Genomic DNA, 17,254 nt, shown 5'->3' with positions numbered 1-17,254 from the left:
CCGCGACCGTGTGACGTGCATCATCCCGAACGTCAACCGTTGAGGTTCTCACTCATTTCGACCCCAGGAGAGCACATGCTCCGCAAGTTCGTCCCCGTGCTGGCAGCGACGACCCTCGCGCTCGCCGCGTGCGGGGGTGGCGACGACGAGGCCGCCTCCGGCGGCACCGCTGGCGGCAGCGACGAGCTGCGCCAGGTGACCGCCGGCCTGCTCCCGGTCGCCGTGACCGGTGCGCTGCAGGGCGGCATCGAGCAGGGCTTCTTCGAGGACCACGGCATCGAGGTCGTCATCGAGACCGGCCAGGGCGGGGCGGCGCTGCTGCCGGCCGTCGCCTCCGGCCAGATGGAGTTCGCCACCAGCAACCCCGTCTCGCTGCTGCAGGCCCGCGACCAGGGCCTCGACGTCCGGGTCATCGGGCACTGGACCTCGACGCACGCCGAGGGCGAGGACGTCAACGGCGTCGTCGCGAACAAGGCCCTGGGCATCACCGACGCGGCCGGCCTGGCCGGCAAGCGGATCGCGGTCAACACCCTCAACGGCATGGGCCAGCTGACCATCGACGAGGCGGTGCGGCAGGGCGGCGGCGACCCGTCGGGCATCCAGTACGTCGAGCTGCCCTTCCCGGACATGCCCGCCGCCCTGGAGGCCGGCAACGTCGACGCGGTCTGGGTGCCGGAGCCCTTCCTGTCCCAGCTGATCGCGGCGGGCCACCCGGTGGCGAGCTACTCCAGCCAGGAGTCGGTGCCCGGCCACCCGACCCAGCTCTTCTTCACCTCCGGCCAGCTGGCCGAGTCCGACCCGCAGCTGGTCGAGGACTTCACCGCCGCCCTCGAGGAGACCCTCGAGTGGGCCGACCAGAACCCCGACGCGGTCCGGACCGAGGCCGAGGAGTTCCTCGAGACCCCGCCCGGGGCCATGGCGAACGTGCGGATCGAGGAGTTCGGCACCGACCTGCGCCGTCCGCAGATCGAGCAGATGGGCGAGCTCATGGTCGAGGCCGGCCTGCTCGACAACGACCCCGACATCGACGGGCTCCTCCCGCAGGAGTAGGTCTCAGGGGTGCCCTCGGAACCCCTGTCGCAGGCCCGTCCGGACTCCCGGGCGGGCCTGCGGCCGTCTCCCGCCCGGGGCGGCGGCCTGCTGCTGGCCGCGGTCCTGCTGGCCGCCCTGAACATGCGCGGCGCGATCGCCGCCGTCTCCCCGGTGCTGCCGGAGATGCGCGCCGACCTCGGCCTCTCGCCGACCCTGGCGGGCCTGGTGACGACGCTGCCGGTGCTCTGCTTCGCCGTCCTGGCACCGCCGGCCGCCTGGCTCGGCCGGCGGATCGGGAGCGAGGCGGCGGTGTGCGCCGGCCTGCTGGCGATCGCGGCGGGCACGGTGCTGCGCGCGGTCGACGGCGCGCCGCTGCTGCTCCTGGGGACCTCCATCGTCGGCGCCGGCATGACGCTGGGCAACGTGCTGCTCCCCGCGGTGACCAAGCGCGAGTTCGCCGAGCGCGCCGGCACGGTCACCGGCCTCTACACCGCGGCCCTGTGCGCCGGGGCGGCGCTCACGGCCGCGCTCACCGCCCCGCTGGGCGGCCTCACCGGCTGGCGGACGGCGCTGGCCGCGTGGGCGGTCCTCGCGCTGGCTGCGGCCGTCCTGTGGCTGGTCGCCACCCGCGGGCGGGGGAGCGGGCCGGGTGCCGCGGCGGCGCCCGAGACGGCTCCCGCGGCGCCGGCCGCTCCTGTCTGGCGCTCGCCGGTCGCGTGGGCCGTGGCGACCGTCCTGGCCCTCCAGTCGGTCCTCTACTACGCGATCACCGCCTGGCTGCCGACGCTGCTGCTCGACGAGCTGGGCCAGGGGCTGCGGCCCGGGGCCGTGGCCGCCTCCCTGTTCCAGGTCCTGGGCATCCCCGGGAGCCTGCTGGTCCCCGCGGTCCTCGCCCGGCGGCCCCGGGCGCGCGGCCAGAGCGGCCTGGGCGTCGTCGTCGCCGCGTCCTGGGGCGTGCTGGTGCTGGGGCTGTGGCTCGCGCCGGGGCTGTGGGTCGCCTGGGCGGTGCTGGGCGGCCTGTCCCAGGGCGCGGGCATCGCGTTCGCCTTCACCGTCCTCGTGCTGCGCGCCGCCGACGACGCCGCGGCCCGGCGGCTGTCGGGCATGGCCCAGCTGGTCGGGTACGCCGTGGGCGCCACCGGGCCGCTGGTGGTCGGGGCCGTGTACGCGGCGACCGGCGGGTGGTCCGCGCCACTGGGGCTGCTGCTCGGGGTGACCGCGGTGCTCATGGGTGCCGCGGCGCTGGCCGGTCGCCCGCGCACCCTCCGGTGAGCCGGGCTTCCACATCGTGGAAGTCCGGTACCCCGGGAGCGGTGACGGCCGTCACCGTGGGTAGGAGCCGAGGAGTACGAGCGTGGAGGCATGCAGATGACGTCGATCGTCCAGGACCAGTGGTACGTGGCCGCCTACGGCCGTGAGATCGGCCGGGAGCTGTTCAGCCGCACGATCTGCGGCGAGTCGATCCTGTTCTGGCGGACCGAGGCCGGTCAGGTCACCGCGATGAGCGACCGCTGCGTCCACCGTCGGTTCCCGCTGTCGGAGAAGCCCAGCCACCTCAACGGCGACACCGTCGTCTGCGGCTACCACGGCTTCACCTACGGCGCCGACGGCGTCTGCGTCGCCGTCCCCGGCCAGAAGCGGGTCCCGCGGACGGCGCGGCTGAAGTCCTACCCGGTCGTGGAGCAGGACTCCTTCGTCTGGGTCTTCATCGGCGACCCGGACAAGGCCGAGAGCACCCGCATCCCGCGGGCCCCGTGGCTGGACCAGGAGGGCTGGACGGTCGTCAGCGGCATGGAGCCCCTCCAGGCCCGGGCCAGCCTGCTCATCGACAACCTGATGGACCTCTCGCACGAGACCTACCTGCACGGCGGGTACATCGGCACCCCCGAGGTCGCCGACACGCCGATCACCACCGAGGTCGACGAGGAGGCCGGGATCGTCTACGTCAGCCGGCACATGGCCGACGCGGAGTGCCCGCCCTTCTACGCCAAGAGCACCGGCATCGAGGGCCGGATCACCCGCTGGCAGGACATCGAGTACACCCCGCCGTGCCTGTACAAGCTGCACAGCCGGGTCGCCCCGGTCGGCGTGCTGCCCAACGAGGACGGCACCGACCCGAACGGCTTCCACGTCGAGGTCGTGTACGCGATCACGCCGGAGACCGAGCACTCCACCCACGACTTCTGGGCGGTGGCCCGCGACTTCGCGATCGACGACGAGCAGGTGTCGGAGTTCCTCGCGACCAACAACCGCACCGTCGTCCTGCAGGACGTGACCGCGCTCGACGTCCTGGAGCAGGTTCTCACCGGCGAGCCCGACGGGTACCAGGAGCTGTCGATCAACATCGACACCGGTGGCCTGGCCGCCCGCCGGCTGATCGCCCGCATGGCCGCCGAGGCCTCCGGGGCCCCGGTCGAGCAGGCGGCGGCGACGGCCCGGTGACCGCCTCCTACGGCACGAGTCCGGGAGGGAACGGCATGGAACTGCCCCCGCCGCGCGAGGTGCTCGCCGGCGACAAGGTGCTGCGGATCAACTGGCTGCCCGGCTCGGACCGGCTGCGCGGCCTGTGCCACTGCGGCGCCGAGGCCGAGGGCGAGGACCCGATCGAGATGTGGGAGTGGCTGCTCGCCCATCCCGACCACCCGGCCGGCGGGCCGACGGTGCGGCCGCTGCCGGACGTCCTGCCGCCCCCGCCCGCGCACCGGGTCACGGACCCGTCGATCATCAGGTCACGCACCCCGGTCCTGGTCTGACGAAGGGACCCGCTGCTGGGTCCCACCGCTCGCGAGGTCGCGGCGGGACCCAGCAGCGGGTCCGAGAAACGGAGTACCCCGTGCACACCACGCACGACGAGGTGGACCTGCGCCTGCAGGTGGCCGCCCGGACGACCGGCGCCGAGGGCGTCGTCGTCCTCGACCTGCGCGACGCCTCCGGGGCGGAGCTGCCCGCCTGGGCGCCGGGCGCGCACATCGACCTGAAGCTGCGCGAGGGCCTGGTCCGCCAGTACTCGCTGTGCGGCGACCCGAACGACCGCTCGGTGTGGCGGGTGGCCGTCCTGCGCGAGCCGGAGAGCCGCGGCGGGTCGGAGCACGTGCACGAGACGCTCGTCGAGGGCGCCGAGATCGACGTCCGCGGGCCGCGCAACAACTTCGAGCTGGTCGACTCGCCCAAGTACCTGTTCGTCGCCGGCGGCATCGGGATCACCCCGATCCTGCCGATGCTGACCGCCGCCGAGGCCGCCGGCGCGGACTGGGAGCTGCACTACGGCGGCCGCAGCCGCCGCTCGATGGCGTTCCTCGAGGCGCTGGAGGACGCCACCGGCAACCGGGTCACCCTGCACCCGCAGGACGAGGTCGGCCTGATCGACCTGCCCAAGATCCTCGGCACCGCGCGGCCGGACACGGTGGTCTACACCTGCGGCCCCGAGCCGCTGCTCAAGGCCGTCGAGCAGCACGTGGCCTCCGCCTGGCCCGAGGGCAGCCTGCACCTGGAGCGGTTCAGCCCCAAGGAGCAGGGCGAGCCAGTACTGGCCGAGTCCTTCGAGGTGGAGCTCGCCACCAGCGGCCTGACCGTGACCGTGCCGCCGGAGAAGTCCATCCTCGAGGTCGTCGAGGAGGCCGGTATCCCGGTGCTGTCCTCCTGCCAGGAGGGCACCTGCGGCACCTGCGAGACGCCGGTGCTCGAGGGCGTGGTCGACCACCGCGACTCGCTGCTGACCCCGGCGGAGCAGGCGGCCAACGACACGATGTTCATCTGCGTGTCCCGGGCGGCCTGCCCGAAGCTGGTCCTCGAGCTCTGAGCCGGCGGAGCAGCGTGGCCGGCGGCGAGCCGGCCCGGCCGCGGACGTCGGGCGGCAAGCTCCTGGCCGTCCTGGACGCGTTCACCCCGGAGCGGCCGGCGCTCACGCTGTCCGAGATCGCCCGCATCGTCGACGTCCCGCTGTCCACCGCCCACCGGCTGGTCGGCGAGCTGCGCCGGTGGGGCGGGCTGGAGCGGGACGCCGACGGCCGCTTCCGCGTCGGACTGCGGCTGTGGGAGCTCGGCGCGCTCGCGCCCCGCGGGCTGGGCCTGCGGGAGGCGGCCCTGCCGTTCATGGAGGACCTCTACGAGGTCACCCACCAGAACGTCCAGCTGGCCGTGCGCGACGACGTCGAGGTCGTCTTCGTCGAGCGGTTCGCCGGCCGGGACGCGGTCATGGTGCTCACCCAGGTCGGCGGCCGGTTCGCGCTGCCGCCGACCGGGGTGGGGCTGGTGCTGCTGGCGCACGCGCCGGTCGACGTCCAGGAGCGGGTGCTGGCCGCGCCGCTGAAGCGCTACACCCCGCACACCATCACCGACCCGCGGGAGCTGCGCCGGGTGTTGGCGGAGGTGCGCCGCGCCGGCCTGGCGATCAGCGACCGCCAGGTGACCGTCGACGCGGTGTCGGTCGCCGCGCCGATCACGCTCGACGACAGCGTCGTCGCCGCGCTGTCGGTCGTCGTGCGCGGGGACTCCCCGGCCGCCGTCCGCTCCGCCGCCCCGGGCGTGCGGGCCGCGGCGCGCGGCATCTCCCGCGTGCTCACCCAGTCCGCGCGTGGCGGCTGGCCGGTCGAGGGCCCGGCAGCCGCCACCGAAGGAACCCCGCCCTACCGAGGAGGACCCGCGTGAGGATCACCGCCGCCGTCGTCGAGGAACTGCACGGCCCGTTCGTGGTCAAGGACGTCGAGCTCGACGAGCCCGGCCCCGGCGACGTGCTGGTCAAGGTGGCCGCCACCGGCTTCTGCCACACCGACGGCATCGCCCGCGACGGTGACCTGCCCTTCCCCCTGCCCGGCGTGCTGGGCCACGAGGGCGCCGGCACGGTCGTCGCCGTCGGGGAGGGCGTCACCGGGTTCCGCGAGGGCCAGGCGGTCGTCCTCGGCTGGCCGTACTGCGGCGACTGCCGCAACTGCGTCCGGGGGGAGCCGCGCTACTGCCTGCGGATGGCCGAGCTGGTCGGCGGCGGGCACCGCCTCGACGGGCCCTCCGCGCTGCGGACCACCGACGGGCAGCCGCTGGCCAGCCACTTCTTCGGCCAGTCGTCGTTCGCCACCTACTCGATGACGACCGCCGCCTCGCTGGTGCCCGTCCCCGAGGGGCTGCCGGTCGAGCTCATGGGCCCGCTGGCCTGCGGCCTGGCCACCGGCGCGGGTGCGGTGTTCAACACCCTGCGGCCCGAGCCGGGCAGCTCGATCGTGGTCTACGGCGCGGGCACGGTGGGGCTGGCGGCGGTGATGGCCGCCCGCAACTCCGCGGCCACCACGATCATCGCCGTCGATCGGCACCCCGGCCGGCTGCGGCTGGCCGCCGACCTCGGCGCCACCCACACCGTCGACGCGACCGACACCGACCCGGTGCAGGCGGTCCAGGACGTCTGCGGCGGTCCGGCCGACGCCACGCTCGACTGCACCGGCGTCATCTCCGTCGTCCGGCAGGCGATCGACTCGGTCGGGATGCTGGGCACCGCGCTGCTCATCGGCGGCGCCCCGGCCGGCGCGGAGTTCAACGTCGAGCACTTGTCCACGCTGTGGGGCAAGACCATCCGCGGCACCCTCGGCGGCAGCGGGTACGGCCAGGCGCTCATCGCCGCGCTCATGGACCTGCACGCCCAGGGCCGGTTCCCGTTCGACCGGCTGGTCGAGTACTTCCCCCTGGAGCAGATCGAGGACGCCGTCGAGGCCTCGCACAGCGGCGCCGTGGTCAAGCCGATCCTGCGCATGCCCGGGTGACTCTCCGGCCTTCGTGGCCACGAAGGCCCCCGACGGAGCGGCCTTTGTGGCCACTTTGGCCGTGGAGGGGGTCAGCCCAGGGAGGCGACGAGGTCGCGGCAGGCCTGCTCGCAGCGGCGGCAGACCTCCGCGCACACCCGGCAGTGCTCGTGCATCTCCGCGTGGCGATCGCACTCGTCGCCGCAGGCCCGGCAGGCGGCCGCGCACGCCTCGAGCACCGCACGGGTGAGGTTCGCGTCGTAACCGGTGTGCCGGGACAGCACCCGCCCGGTGGCCTCGCAGACGTCGGCGCAGTCGGCGTCGGTGCGGATGCACGTGGTGAGCTCGGCGACCGAGTCCTCGCTCAGGCAGGCGTCCGCGCACGCGGTGCACGCCTGCGCGCACTCGACGCACGCCTCGATGCAGGCCCGCAGCTTCTCGCGGTCGACCCCGCCGAGGTCCTTGGGGTAGGTGTCGAGCATCCGGTCAACGACGGTCATGACTGCCCTCTCGTCGTTCGGTCAGTGCCCGCGTCCATACCCGACCCGGTGAGCGCGACCCCTCCCGTCACCGAGCCGTCATGTGCGCATGTGGGAGCGACGCGCCGCGTTGGGTACTGCAACCGCCATGTCGCGCATCGACCGGATCGCCGAGCCGTGGGGGACGAGGACGCCGTACGGACCGGGGGACGCCTGGCCGACGCGGGTCGACTCCTACCTGGCCGACGGGCTGACCGAGGACGACGTCGACCGCTGGGTGCAGTCGGCGACGATCCTGCACTCCAACGGCGACGGCCTGGACATCGCGGTGAAGGACGGCCGGATCGTCGGCGTCCGCGGCCGGGCGGGAGACCGGGTCAACCACGGCCGACTGGGCCCCAAGGACCTGTTCGGCTGGCAGGCCAACAACTCGCCCGACCGGCTCACCCGGCCGCTCATCCGGCGGGACGGCGAGCTGGTGGAGACCGACTGGGACACCGCGATGGACGCCGTCGCCGGCCGGTGCCGGGAGCTGCTCGACGAGCAGGGCCCCAGCTCGGTCGCCTTCTACACGACCGGTCAGCTGTTCCTCGAGGAGTACTACACCCTAGGGCTGATCGCGCACGGCGGCATCGGCACCAACCACGTCGACGGCAACACCCGGCTGTGCACGGCCACCGCGGCCGCCGCGCTCAAGGAGTCGTTCGCCTCCGACGGGCAGCCGGGCTCCTACACCGACATCGACTCCGCCGACGTCATCGCCCTCTACGGGCACAACGTGGCCGAGACCCAGACGGTGTTGTGGAGCCGCGTCCTGGACCGGCTGGCCGGGCCGAACCCGCCGAAGGTGGTCTGCGTCGACCCGCGGGAGACGCCGGTGGCCCGGGCGGCGACCGTGCACCTCGCGCCGCGGCCGGGCACGAACGTGGTGCTGATGAACGCGCTGCTGCACGAGATCGTCGCCAACGACTGGGTCGACCACGACTACGTCGAGGCGCACGCGGTCGGCTTCGACGAGCTGGCCAAGCGGGTGCAGGACTACGCCCCCGAGGTCGCCGCCGAGGTCTGCGACGTCCCGGCCGAGCAGATCCGGGAGGCCGCCCGGCTGATCGGCACCGCGCAGCGGCTGGTCTCCACCGTGCTGCAGGGCTTCTACCAGTCCCACCAGGCCACCGCCGCGGCCGTGCAGGTCAACAACACCAACATCATCCGCGGCATGCTCGGCAAGCCGGGGTGCGGAGTCCTGCAGATGAACGGCCAGCCCACCGCGCAGAACACCCGCGAGGCCGGGGCGGACGGCGACCTGCCGGGGTTCCGGAACTGGTCGAACGACGCGCACGTCCAGGACCTGGCGCGGGTCTGGAACGTCGACCCCATGGACATCCCGCACTACTCGCCGCCGACGCACGTCATGCAGCAGCTGCGCTACATCGAGGAGGGCTCGATCCGCTTCCTCTACGTCACGGCGACCAACCCGGCGGTGTCGCTGCCGGAGCTGGGCCGGGTGCGCGAGCTGCTGAGCCAGGACCGGCTGTTCCTGGTGGTCCAGGACATCTTCCTGTCCGAGACCGCGCAGCTGGCCGACGTCGTCCTGCCCGCGGCGACCTGGGGGGAGAAGACCGGGACCTTCACCAACGTCGACCGCACCGTGCACCTGTCGGAGAAGGCCGTCGACCCACCGGGCGAGGCCCGGTCCGACCTGGACATCCTGATCGACTTCGCCTCCCGGCTGGGACTGGAGGACAGGGACGGCGCGCCGTTGGTGAAGTGGAGCGATCCGGAGGGCGCCTTCGAGGGCTGGAAGGAGTGCAGCCGTGGGCGCCCGTGCGACTACACCGGCCTGTCCTACGACAAGCTCCGCAGCGGCAGCGGCATCCAGTGGCCGTGCACCGACGAGCACCCCGACGGCACCGAGCGCATCTACGTCGACGGGCAGTTCTGGGCCGCACCGGACTACTGCGAGAGCTACGGCCGCGACCTGGTCACCGGAGCGCCGCTGGACGAGACCGAGTACCGGGCGCTCAACCCCGCGGGCAAGGCGGTGCTCAAGGCGGCCGAGTACCTGCCGCCGCACGAGCTGCCCAGCCAGGAGTTCCCGTTCCAGCTGGTCACCGGCCGGACGCTGTACCACTTCCACACCCGCACCAAGACCGGCCGCGCACCCCAGCTGCAGGCCGCGGCGCCGGAGGTGTGGGTCGAGATGTCCTCCTCCGACGCCGCCGACCGCGGTTGGGGCGAGGGCGACCTGCTCGAGGTGAGCACCCCCCGGGGCCGGGTGCAGGGCCGGCTGCGGATCAGCGGCATCCGGCCCGGCGTGGTCTTCCTGCCCTTCCACTACGGCTACTGGGACGAGCCCGACGGTTCCGAACCCTCCGGGGACGGCGGGCGGGCGGCCAACGAGCTCACGCTCACCGACTGGGACGCCTGCTCCAAGCAGCCGATCTTCAAGACCGCCGCCGCCGCGGTCACCCGGCTCGCCGAGGCCACCGGCCCCGCCCCGGCGCCGACGACGACCGGGTCGCGGCCGGTGGCGGCGGAGGTACCACCCACCCGCGGCGGCACGGCTGCGGAGGCGGTCGAGGAGCTGGTCGAGGGGGGTGCGCGGTGAAGCTGCACCTGGCGATCGAGGAGCTGCACCGCTCCGAGAACCACCTGGCACGGGTGCTGCTCGCGATCTCGGACCGGCACAAGGCCGACCACGAGGTCTTCTACATCGCCCGCGACATCGCCCGCTGGTCACAGCGGCACGTCACCGAGCTGGCCCGCATCGGAGAGGACTACGGCCTCGACCTGGATCCCGAGCCGGCGGGCGAACCCGGGATCCTCGAGAAGGTCCAGCAGGCCACATCCGACCTGCTCGGCCGCCGTCCGGAGCCCGGCCTGCTGCTGCTCGCCGACCTGCGGCACGTCCACCGGGAGGCGGCCGGGGTCTCGCTGGACTGGGAGCTCCTGGCCCAGGCGGCACAGGGCGCCCGCAAGCGGGAGCTGCTCGACCTGGCACAGCGCTGCCACCCCGACACGCTGCGGCAGATGCGGTGGGCCAACGCCAAGCTCAAGGAGTCCGCGACCCAGGCCCTCGTCAGCTGATGGGCGAGCCCGCCACCCGCGTCGTCCTCCGCCCGGTCGCCACCCCGTTGCCGCTGGGCTTCCTCGCCCTGGCCCTGGCCACCGTCGTCCTCTCGGCAGTCCAGCTGGGGTGGGTTCCGCCCGACCAGGGACGCGTCGCCGGGCTGACCGCCCTGGCGGCGACCGTGCCGCTGCAACTCACCGCGGCGGTCGTCGGGTTCCTCGCACGCGACCCGGTGGCCGCCACCGGGATGGGGGTGTTGACCGGCACGTGGGCCGTCGTCGGCCTCACCACGCTCACCTCGCCCCCGGGAGCCACCAGCGCCGGCCTCGGCGTCCTGCTGGTGACCGCCGGGGTGGCCATGCAGGTGCCGGCGGTGTCCGCTGCGGCGAGCAAGCTCGTCCCCGCCGCGGTGATGTGCCTGGCCGGGATCCGGTTCGCCGTCACCGGCGCGTACGAGCTGACCGCTTCCGCCGCTTGGAAGTCGGCCGCCGGCTGGGTCGGTCTCGCCCTCGGGGCACTGGCGCTGTACGCGGCGCTGGCGCTGGAACTGGAGGGCAGCGAGCGGCGGACCGTCCTGCCGCTCGGACGTCGAGGACCCGGCCGGGCCGCCGTCGAGGGGAACGGTCCACTGGCGCCGTCCTCACTCGCGGGGGAGGCCGGCGTCCGGCCCCAGCTGTGACCGGCACGCGGGACAGGAGACGCAGATGTGGCTCGACTCGCGGTCCGACCTGGGCCGCATCCTCGCTGGCGGGCCTGCGCCCACCTGGCCGTGGTGGTGGTGCTGCGGCTGTCGGGCAAGCGGACGCCGGCCACGCTCAACGCCTTCGACCTCGTGGTCACCGTGGCCCTCGGCTCGACGCTGGCCGCGATCCTGCTCAGCGGGGATGTCTCCTGGCGCGAGGGGGCCCGCCAAGACGTCGGTGGCACGGTGCGCCGCGACGTACAGGCGGGCCGGGTGCCGGCCAGAGCCGCGACCACCCGCCTCGGTGATGCCGAGGGCGACGGCGAGGCCGACCCCGATCACCGGGAACGGCCCCAGCGCGCTGCGCAGGCGCGCCGCGACCGTGGCGAGCACCCGGGCCGGGCCTCCCGGAGGGGGCGATGCGTGCCGGACCGCGGCCCGGGTAGATGGCTGGTGGTCTGATCGCGCGCCACTCAGGACGGGGGACCCCATGGCCCTGCAGCACCCGGCGCAGCCCGGCGACATCGGCCACTCCTCGCCGACGACCACGCCGTCGTCGAGCGGCAGTTCCAGCTCCTCGCCGACGACGCCGGTCGCCTGTCCGTGAGTGACGGGGAGAGGTAGGAGCGGAGGGTGCGCCGGCTGCTCGCGGTCGTGAACCGGTCGGCGGGCACCGCCGACGACGAGGCGGTCACCGCCAGCGTGGCCGAGCTGCGCCGGCACGCCGAGGTCGAGGTCGCCGTGACCGGCGACGAGGACGAGCTCGACGCGGCGGTCGCGGCCCGCGACGGCCGGCGACTGGTGGTCGTGGGCGGGGACGGTTCCGTTCACGCGGTGGTGCGGTCACTGGACCGGGCGGGGTCGCTCGACGCCGCCGAGCCCCTCGGGGTCGTCCCGCTCGGCACCGGCAACGACCTCGCCCGGGCCCTCGCCGTGCCGCTCGACCCGGTCGCGGCCGCCACCGTCGTGGCCACCGGCGTCCCGCGGCGGCTGGACCTGTTGCGCGACGACGTGGGCGGGGTCGTGGTCAACGCCGTCCACGCCGGCGTCGGGCCCCGCGCCTACGCGGCGGCGGCCCGGGTCAAGCCCGTGCTCAAGCGGGCCGCCTTCCCGGTCGGGGCGGTGCTCGCCGGCCTGACGACGACCGGCTGGGACCTCGTCGTGGAGGTGGACGGCCGGCCCGTCGGTGGCGGGCGCGTTCTCATGGCCGCCGTGTGCAACGGGCCGACGATCGGCGGCGGTCACCCCCTCGCCCCGGACGCTCGGCCGGACGACGGCCTCGCCGACGTCGTCGTCTGCACGGCGACCGGTCCGCTGGCCCGGGCCGCCTACGCGCTGGCGCTGGTGACCGGCCGGCACACCGCGCGGGACGACGTCCTCGTCGTGTCCGGCCGCGAGGTGACGTTCTCCGGGGCGCCGGTCACGCTCGACGCGGACGGCGAGCTCGGGGACCCGGTCCCGTCCCGGACGTGGCGTGTCCAGGCCGCCGCCTGGTCGGTCCTCACGGCGGGTTGAGCACGGCAGACGACGGTGGTCGGCCCGAGCGGCCATCCCGGGGACGGACCCGCCCCGTCGTGGGAGACTTGCGATGTCGGGGGGACTGGAGACAGTGATGCCCTGGATCGCCCTGCACCGCAGGCTCCGTGTCCACGTCAGCCACGCCAGCAGCACACGGCGGGCGCACCGGGCCTTGACACGGGAGCTGGCCGACTACGTCACCCCCGCTGAGCGCGACGACCTCATGGCGCTGATCGTCGGGCGGGGCGCCGCCGACTGCGCGGCGGCCGAGATCCTGGCCCGTCAGGCGTACGGGGACCTGTTCCGCTGCGGGGCTGGTCCGCTTCCGCCGCGCACGGGGGCCGGGTAGCCGGAGGAGCCGCGCCGAGGCCGGGGAGGCGATCAGCGGCCGGCGTCGCGCTCCTGGTCGGCGTAGGTGTCGAGCAGGCGCCGGGCGTGCTCGCCGGCCGGCCCCTCCTGCGCCAGCCCGGAGCGGAAGGAGTCCAGCTTCTGCTCCCCGGCCGGGAACGGCGGCAGCAGCGGCACGTCGGGGTCGACCAGGGCCTCGAGGACGACCGGCCGGTCGGCGGCCAGGGCCCGGTCCCACGCCGGGCCGAGCTCCGCGGGGTCGGTCACCCGGATGCCGGTGAGCCCCAGCAGCTCGGCGTAGCCGGCGTAGGGGAAGTCGGGCAGGGACTGGCTCTCGTCGAACCGGGGGTCGCCCTCCGTCTCCCGCTGCTCCCAGGTGACCTCCGCCAGGTCGCGGTTGTGCAGCACGCAGACGACGAACCGGGGATCGGCCCACTGCCGCCAGCGGTGCGCCACGGTCACCAGCTCGGCGTTGCCCAGCATCTGCATCGCACCGTCGCCGCTGAGCGCGACCACCGGCCGGCCCGGCTCGGCCAGCTTGGCCGCCAGCCCGTAGGGGACCGAGCAGCCCATCGACGCCAGGGTGCTCGACAGGTGCGCCGGCACGGCCTCGGGCAGCCGCAGGTGACGGGCGTACCAGTAGGTCACCGACCCGACGTCCACGGCGACCTGCGCGTCGGTGGGCAGACGCGGGCTGAGCTCGGCCACCACGAGCGCGGGGTTGACCGGCTCGGCCGGCGTCCGCGCGCGCCGCTCCGCGAGCTCCCGCCACGAGCGGACGGCGCTCTCGACCTCGCCCCGCCACGAGCTCCGGTCCCGGTCCCGCAGCAGCGGCAGCAGCGCGCGCAGCGTCTCGCCGGCGTCCCCGAGCAGCGGCACCTCGATCGGGTAGCGGTCGCCCAGGTGGCGCCCGTCGAGGTCGATCTGCACGGCCCGGGCCTGTCCCGGCGGCGGGTAGTACTCCGTCCAGGGGTCGTTGGTGCCGACCATCAGCAGGGTGTCGCAGGTGCCGAGGAGGAAGCCGCTGGCCGTCGTCCCCAGGTGGCCCATGACCCCGGCCGCGAGCGGGTGGTCCTCGTCGACGTGCGGCTTGCCCAGCAGGCTGGTGGCGATCCCCGCCCCCAGCCGCTCGGCGACGGCGACGACCTCTGCGCGGGCGGCCCGGGCGCCCTGGCCGACCAGCAGGGCGACCTTCGCCCCGGCGTCGAGCACGTCCGCGGCGGCGCGCAGGTCGTCGTCGTGGGGGAGGACCCGCCCCGGGCGCCAGGTCGGCGCGGTCAGCACGACGCCGTGCTCCTGGTCGCCCTCCGGAGCCGGCAGCTGCTGCACGTCGTGGGGGAGGACGACGACCGTCGGGGAGCGGGTCGCCAGCGCGGTGCGGAACGCCCGGTCGAGGACCAGCGGCAGCTGCTCGGCTGTCGTCACCACCTGGGCGAACTGCGCGGCGACGTCCTTGACCAGGGACAGCAGGTCGATCTCCTGCTGGTACTGCGACCCCATCACCGTGCGCTGCTGCTGGCCCATCACCGCGACGACCGGGACGCCGTCGAGCTTGGCGTCGTAGAGCCCGGTCAGCAGGTGCACCGCGCCGGGCCCCTGGGTGGACAGGACGACGCCGACGCCGCCGGTGTACTTGGCGTGCCCCACGGCCATGAACGCGGCGGCCTCCTCGTGCCGCGCCTGGACGAACTCCGGCTCCCCGGCCCGGCGCAGCGCACCCATCACCGCGTTGATGCCGTCGCCGGAGTAGCCGTAGACCCGCGGGACGCCCCACTGCCGCAGCCGCTCGACGACCAGGTCCGCGACCAGGCGCTCGCTCATCTCGGCGCCATACCCCGGTGCCGGGGCTCGTGACGCCTCAGGGCGCGGGGCCGTCGAGGGCCGCGCGGACCTCCTCGTCGGTGGTGGCGCGGAAGTCGTCGTACCCCTGGCCGACCGCGGAGAACGACGCCGGCGCCCACAGGCAGGCGACCTCGTCGACGTCGGCCGCGATCCGCTCGCAGGCGAACGGCGAGGCGACCGGCACGGCGACGGTGACCCGGGCGGGCGCCTGCCGGCGGACGGCGGCGACGGCGGCGCGCATCGTGGAGCCGGTGGCCAGGCCGTCGTCCACCAGGACCACCGGCCGCCCGGCCAGCGGGGTGGCCGGCCGACCCTGCCGGTAGGCCTGCTCCCGGCGGCGCAGCTCCGCGATCTCGTCCTCGCGGGCCCGGGCGAAGGCCTCGTCGTCCAGGTCGACCCGCGCGAGGACCCGTTCCTCGCGCACGGTCTCCACGTCCTCGCCGGCGGCGGCGATCGCCCCCATCGCGAGCTCCGGCTGCCACGGCACGCCCACCTTGCGGACGACGACGATGTCGAGGGTCCCGCCGAGCGCGCGGGCGACCTCCGCGGCCACCACCACCCCGCCGCGGGGCAGGCCGAGCACCACCAGGTCCGGCGCGGCCGACCCGGCCAGCCGGGCGGCGAGCGCGCGCCCGGCCGCGGCGCGGTCGGCGAACGGCTTCGCGGTCACGGCTTCCTCGGTTCCACCGTCCGGCGTCGTGGGCTCCGCGACCGGTCGGGAGTACCCGGGCCGGTCGGCCGGTACGCGTGGCCGGTCTGCAGGGGTTGCGGGTCGGGCGCCCTGGGCAGGGAGGCCGCGTGACGACGAGGACCGCCCAGGTCAGGGCCGCCGCGGCGGCGGACCGGGGAGCACCGTGAGCGGCCGGCCGATCCGCACCATCGGGGTCGTCGCGCCCGGACAGCCGGCGGTCATCGACGACGTGGAGCCCGAGCCCGGTCCCGGGCAGGCGTGGGTGCACACCGAGTGGAGCGGGGTGAGCGCCGGCACCGAGGTCGCCCTGGTCCGCGGCACCGACCCGCACCACCTGCTGCACTGGGACCCCGACACCCGCTCGTTCGACGACAGCGGTCCGCCCGCGGCCTACCCGGTCCGCGCGCTGGGCTACATGGAGGTCGGCCGGGTCACCGAGAGCCGCACCCCCGCCCTCGCGGAGGGCGCGCTGGTGGCCGTGGCCTACGGGCACCGCACCGGGCGCTGCGTCGACCCGGCCACGACGACGGTGGTCCCGGTGCCCGACGACCTCGACCCGGTCCTCGGGGTCTACCTCGCCCAGATGGGGCCGATCTGCGTCAACGGCCTGCTGCACGCGGCCGCCGCGCTCGCCGGGCCCGCCGCGGGTCTCGACGCCGGCGTCCGCGACCGGCACGTGCTGGTCACCGGCGCGGGCGTGATCGGCCTGCTCTCGGCGCTGCTCGCCGTCCGGCACGGTGCCGCGGACGTCGTGGTCGCCGAGCCCTCACCCGCGCGCCGGGCGGTCGCCGAGACCCTGGGCCTGGCCACCATGGACGACGCCGACGCCTCGGCCTGGCGGGCGGTCAAGCGGCGCTGGCGGCACGGGCCGGGGGACGCCGGCGCCGACGTGGTGCTCCAGTGCCGGGGCCACGACGCCGCGCTGGCCACCGCGCTCAAGGCGCTGCGGCCGCAGGGTGTCGCCGTCGACCTGGGCTTCTACCAGGCCGGGGCGGAGGCGGTGCGGCTCGGCGAGGAGTTTCACCACAACGGCCTGTCGGTGGTCTGCGCCCAGATCAGCCGGGTGCCCCGCGGCATGGCCGACGCCTGGCCGCGGACCGCGCTGGCCGAGGTCACCCTCGACCTGCTGCGAGCCCGGGGGGACGACGTCCGCAGCTGCCTGGTGACCGACGTCCTGCCGTTCGAGCAGGGGCCGCGGCTGCTGGCCGACCTGGCCGGCCGCCGGCTGGCGGCCCCGCCGCTGCAGGCGGTGCTGCGCTTCGACGCCGCCTGACCCGGCACCCCGTCGCCACCCGTTCGACGTCTCCCGGCGTGTCACCTGCGCGCCGTGACGGACGACCTTGTTCCGCAAGCGTGACCGCGGGATCCTCCGCTCATCGCCGCGGACGCCGGGCACCCGGGCTGCGCGGCGGCCTCAGGAGAGGGGCCGTCATGGGGTGGGCGTTCGTCAGCGTCCTCGGCTTCCTGGCTGCCACCGGGCTGGTCATCTGGCTGGCGAGGAGCAACACCGCCCGGTGGGAGGCGCACCACCGAGCGGCGCAGGTGGCGATCCGGGCGCGGGAGGAGGCCTCGCTGCGCGCGCGGGCGGCGGCGCTGCTGGCGCCGGGGTCGCCGGAGTCCGGGCGGCACGTGCCCCACCTGCACCTGCCGCACGTACACCTGCCGGCGCACGTCGTGGACCGCCTCCCACGGCCGCACGTGCACTGGCCGCGCGTGCACGTGCCGCACCGGGACGGCCGGTTCGTCCGTCGGCTGACCCAGCTGTCCCGGCACCGCCGGGTGGCACCTCCGCCGCCCGCGGGGGACGAGCAGACCCCCACCGCCTCCCCGTCCTGACGGACGGCCGTCCTCCCGGAGGGAGGCCAG

At 75.0% G+C, this 17,254-nt stretch carries 17 protein-coding genes and 1 pseudogene; 15 read left to right on the top strand and 3 right to left on the bottom strand.

Annotated elements, in window-relative coordinates:
- Window positions 1–75 precede the first annotated feature (75 nt).
- The 7 genes and pseudogenes from ACI782_RS12585 (at window position 76) to ACI782_RS12555 (ending at window position 6,779) form a co-directional block, all read left to right on the top strand.
- Entirely contained in the window at window positions 76–1,050 is a 975-nt protein-coding gene (locus tag ACI782_RS12585) for an ABC transporter substrate-binding protein (RefSeq protein WP_456909616.1), read from the top strand.
- A 9-nt stretch (window positions 1,051–1,059) separates the two neighbouring features.
- Complete coding sequence (locus tag ACI782_RS12580; protein ID WP_456909614.1) at window positions 1,060–2,304, top strand: MFS transporter; 1,245 nt, start codon at window positions 1,060–1,062, stop codon at window positions 2,302–2,304.
- A gap of 96 nt (window positions 2,305–2,400) precedes the next feature.
- Entirely contained in the window at window positions 2,401–3,474 is a 1,074-nt protein-coding gene (locus ACI782_RS12575; RefSeq protein WP_456909612.1) for a Rieske 2Fe-2S domain-containing protein, read from the top strand.
- 35 nt (window positions 3,475–3,509) lie between these two features.
- The gene (locus ACI782_RS12570) at window positions 3,510–3,785 is read left to right on the top strand and encodes a hypothetical protein (RefSeq protein ID WP_456909610.1); all 276 of its coding nucleotides are present in this window, start codon (window positions 3,510–3,512) and stop codon (window positions 3,783–3,785) included.
- Between the two features lie 35 nt (window positions 3,786–3,820).
- Window positions 3,821–4,831 (top strand): annotated as a pseudogene (locus ACI782_RS12565) (PDR/VanB family oxidoreductase); the annotation flags it as partial.
- A 14-nt stretch (window positions 4,832–4,845) separates the two neighbouring features.
- Entirely contained in the window at window positions 4,846–5,679 is an 834-nt protein-coding gene (locus ACI782_RS12560) for an IclR family transcriptional regulator (protein WP_456909608.1), read from the top strand.
- Entirely contained in the window at window positions 5,676–6,779 is a 1,104-nt protein-coding gene (locus tag ACI782_RS12555; protein WP_456909606.1) for an NAD(P)-dependent alcohol dehydrogenase, read from the top strand. The genes ACI782_RS12560 and ACI782_RS12555 overlap by 4 nt, the downstream gene beginning before the upstream one ends.
- Before the next feature lie 71 nt (window positions 6,780–6,850).
- Here the strand turns inward: ACI782_RS12555 and ACI782_RS12550 are convergent, their stop codons facing one another.
- Window positions 6,851–7,258: a four-helix bundle copper-binding protein gene (locus ACI782_RS12550; RefSeq protein ID WP_456909604.1), complete on the bottom strand. Its 408-nt coding sequence runs from the start codon at window positions 7,256–7,258 to the stop codon at window positions 6,851–6,853.
- 127 nt (window positions 7,259–7,385) lie between these two features.
- Here ACI782_RS12550 and ACI782_RS12545 point away from each other — a divergent pair, with 127 nt between their 5' ends.
- From ACI782_RS12545 to ACI782_RS12520, 6 genes are all read left to right on the top strand, one after another.
- Window positions 7,386–9,845 carry a molybdopterin oxidoreductase family protein gene (locus ACI782_RS12545; RefSeq protein ID WP_456909602.1) on the top strand — a complete coding sequence of 820 codons (2,460 nt, stop codon included), beginning with the start codon at window positions 7,386–7,388 and terminating at the stop codon, window positions 9,843–9,845.
- Window positions 9,842–10,324 carry a hypothetical protein gene (locus ACI782_RS12540; RefSeq protein WP_456909600.1) on the top strand — a complete coding sequence of 161 codons (483 nt, stop codon included), beginning with the start codon at window positions 9,842–9,844 and terminating at the stop codon, window positions 10,322–10,324. Before ACI782_RS12545 ends, ACI782_RS12540 begins: the two co-directional genes overlap by 4 nt.
- Window positions 10,324–10,986: a hypothetical protein gene (locus ACI782_RS12535; RefSeq protein ID WP_456909598.1), complete on the top strand. Its 663-nt coding sequence runs from the start codon at window positions 10,324–10,326 to the stop codon at window positions 10,984–10,986. The genes ACI782_RS12540 and ACI782_RS12535 overlap by 1 nt, the downstream gene beginning before the upstream one ends.
- Window positions 10,987–11,013: 27 nt before the next feature.
- Window positions 11,014–11,451 carry a hypothetical protein gene (locus ACI782_RS12530; protein WP_456909596.1) on the top strand — a complete coding sequence of 146 codons (438 nt, stop codon included), beginning with the start codon at window positions 11,014–11,016 and terminating at the stop codon, window positions 11,449–11,451.
- A gap of 171 nt (window positions 11,452–11,622) precedes the next feature.
- A complete protein-coding gene (locus tag ACI782_RS12525; RefSeq protein ID WP_456909594.1) occupies window positions 11,623–12,504 on the top strand; it encodes a diacylglycerol/lipid kinase family protein in 882 nt (293 codons plus the stop codon).
- A 97-nt stretch (window positions 12,505–12,601) separates the two neighbouring features.
- Window positions 12,602–12,856 carry a hypothetical protein gene (locus ACI782_RS12520; RefSeq protein ID WP_456909592.1) on the top strand — a complete coding sequence of 85 codons (255 nt, stop codon included), beginning with the start codon at window positions 12,602–12,604 and terminating at the stop codon, window positions 12,854–12,856.
- A 32-nt stretch (window positions 12,857–12,888) separates the two neighbouring features.
- On the opposite strand, the gene ACI782_RS12515 is transcribed toward ACI782_RS12520, so the two are convergent.
- Both ACI782_RS12515 and ACI782_RS12510 read right to left on the bottom strand, forming a co-directional pair.
- Window positions 12,889–14,676, bottom strand: coding sequence for a thiamine pyrophosphate-requiring protein (locus tag ACI782_RS12515; protein WP_456909590.1), 1,788 nt, complete (start codon window positions 14,674–14,676; stop codon window positions 12,889–12,891).
- 37 nt (window positions 14,677–14,713) lie between these two features.
- Window positions 14,714–15,367: a phosphoribosyltransferase gene (locus tag ACI782_RS12510; RefSeq protein ID WP_456909588.1), complete on the bottom strand. Its 654-nt coding sequence runs from the start codon at window positions 15,365–15,367 to the stop codon at window positions 14,714–14,716.
- Window positions 15,368–15,551: 184 nt separating this feature from the next.
- Here ACI782_RS12510 and ACI782_RS12505 point away from each other — a divergent pair, with 184 nt between their 5' ends.
- Window positions 15,552–16,661: a zinc-dependent alcohol dehydrogenase gene (locus ACI782_RS12505; RefSeq protein WP_456909585.1), complete on the top strand. Its 1,110-nt coding sequence runs from the start codon at window positions 15,552–15,554 to the stop codon at window positions 16,659–16,661.
- Window positions 16,662–16,819: 158 nt separating this feature from the next.
- The gene (locus tag ACI782_RS12500) at window positions 16,820–17,224 is read left to right on the top strand and encodes a hypothetical protein (RefSeq protein WP_456909583.1); all 405 of its coding nucleotides are present in this window, start codon (window positions 16,820–16,822) and stop codon (window positions 17,222–17,224) included.
- Window positions 17,225–17,254: the final 30 nt, after the last annotated feature.

This window comes from Geodermatophilus sp. SYSU D00703, assembly GCF_054050155.1.
This window is presented reverse-complemented; position numbering and strand designations above follow the sequence as displayed.

What these genes read in the sequence shown, in the direction of transcription:
- ACI782_RS12515 (WP_456909590.1), bottom strand. Translation starts at nt 14,676, where the DNA reads ATGAGCGAGCGCCTGGTCGCGGACCTGGTCGTCGAGCGGCTGCGGCAG.
- ACI782_RS12585 (WP_456909616.1), top strand. Translation starts at nt 76, where the DNA reads ATGCTCCGCAAGTTCGTCCCCGTGCTGGCAGCGACGACCCTCGCGCTC.
- ACI782_RS12545 (WP_456909602.1), top strand. Translation starts at nt 7,386, where the DNA reads ATGTCGCGCATCGACCGGATCGCCGAGCCGTGGGGGACGAGGACGCCG.
- ACI782_RS12550 (WP_456909604.1), bottom strand. Translation starts at nt 7,258, where the DNA reads ATGACCGTCGTTGACCGGATGCTCGACACCTACCCCAAGGACCTCGGC.
- ACI782_RS12520 (WP_456909592.1), top strand. Translation starts at nt 12,602, where the DNA reads ATGCCCTGGATCGCCCTGCACCGCAGGCTCCGTGTCCACGTCAGCCAC.
- ACI782_RS12570 (WP_456909610.1), top strand. Translation starts at nt 3,510, where the DNA reads ATGGAACTGCCCCCGCCGCGCGAGGTGCTCGCCGGCGACAAGGTGCTG.
- ACI782_RS12575 (WP_456909612.1), top strand. Translation starts at nt 2,401, where the DNA reads ATGACGTCGATCGTCCAGGACCAGTGGTACGTGGCCGCCTACGGCCGT.
- ACI782_RS12500 (WP_456909583.1), top strand. Translation starts at nt 16,820, where the DNA reads ATGGGGTGGGCGTTCGTCAGCGTCCTCGGCTTCCTGGCTGCCACCGGG.
- ACI782_RS12535 (WP_456909598.1), top strand. Translation starts at nt 10,324, where the DNA reads ATGGGCGAGCCCGCCACCCGCGTCGTCCTCCGCCCGGTCGCCACCCCG.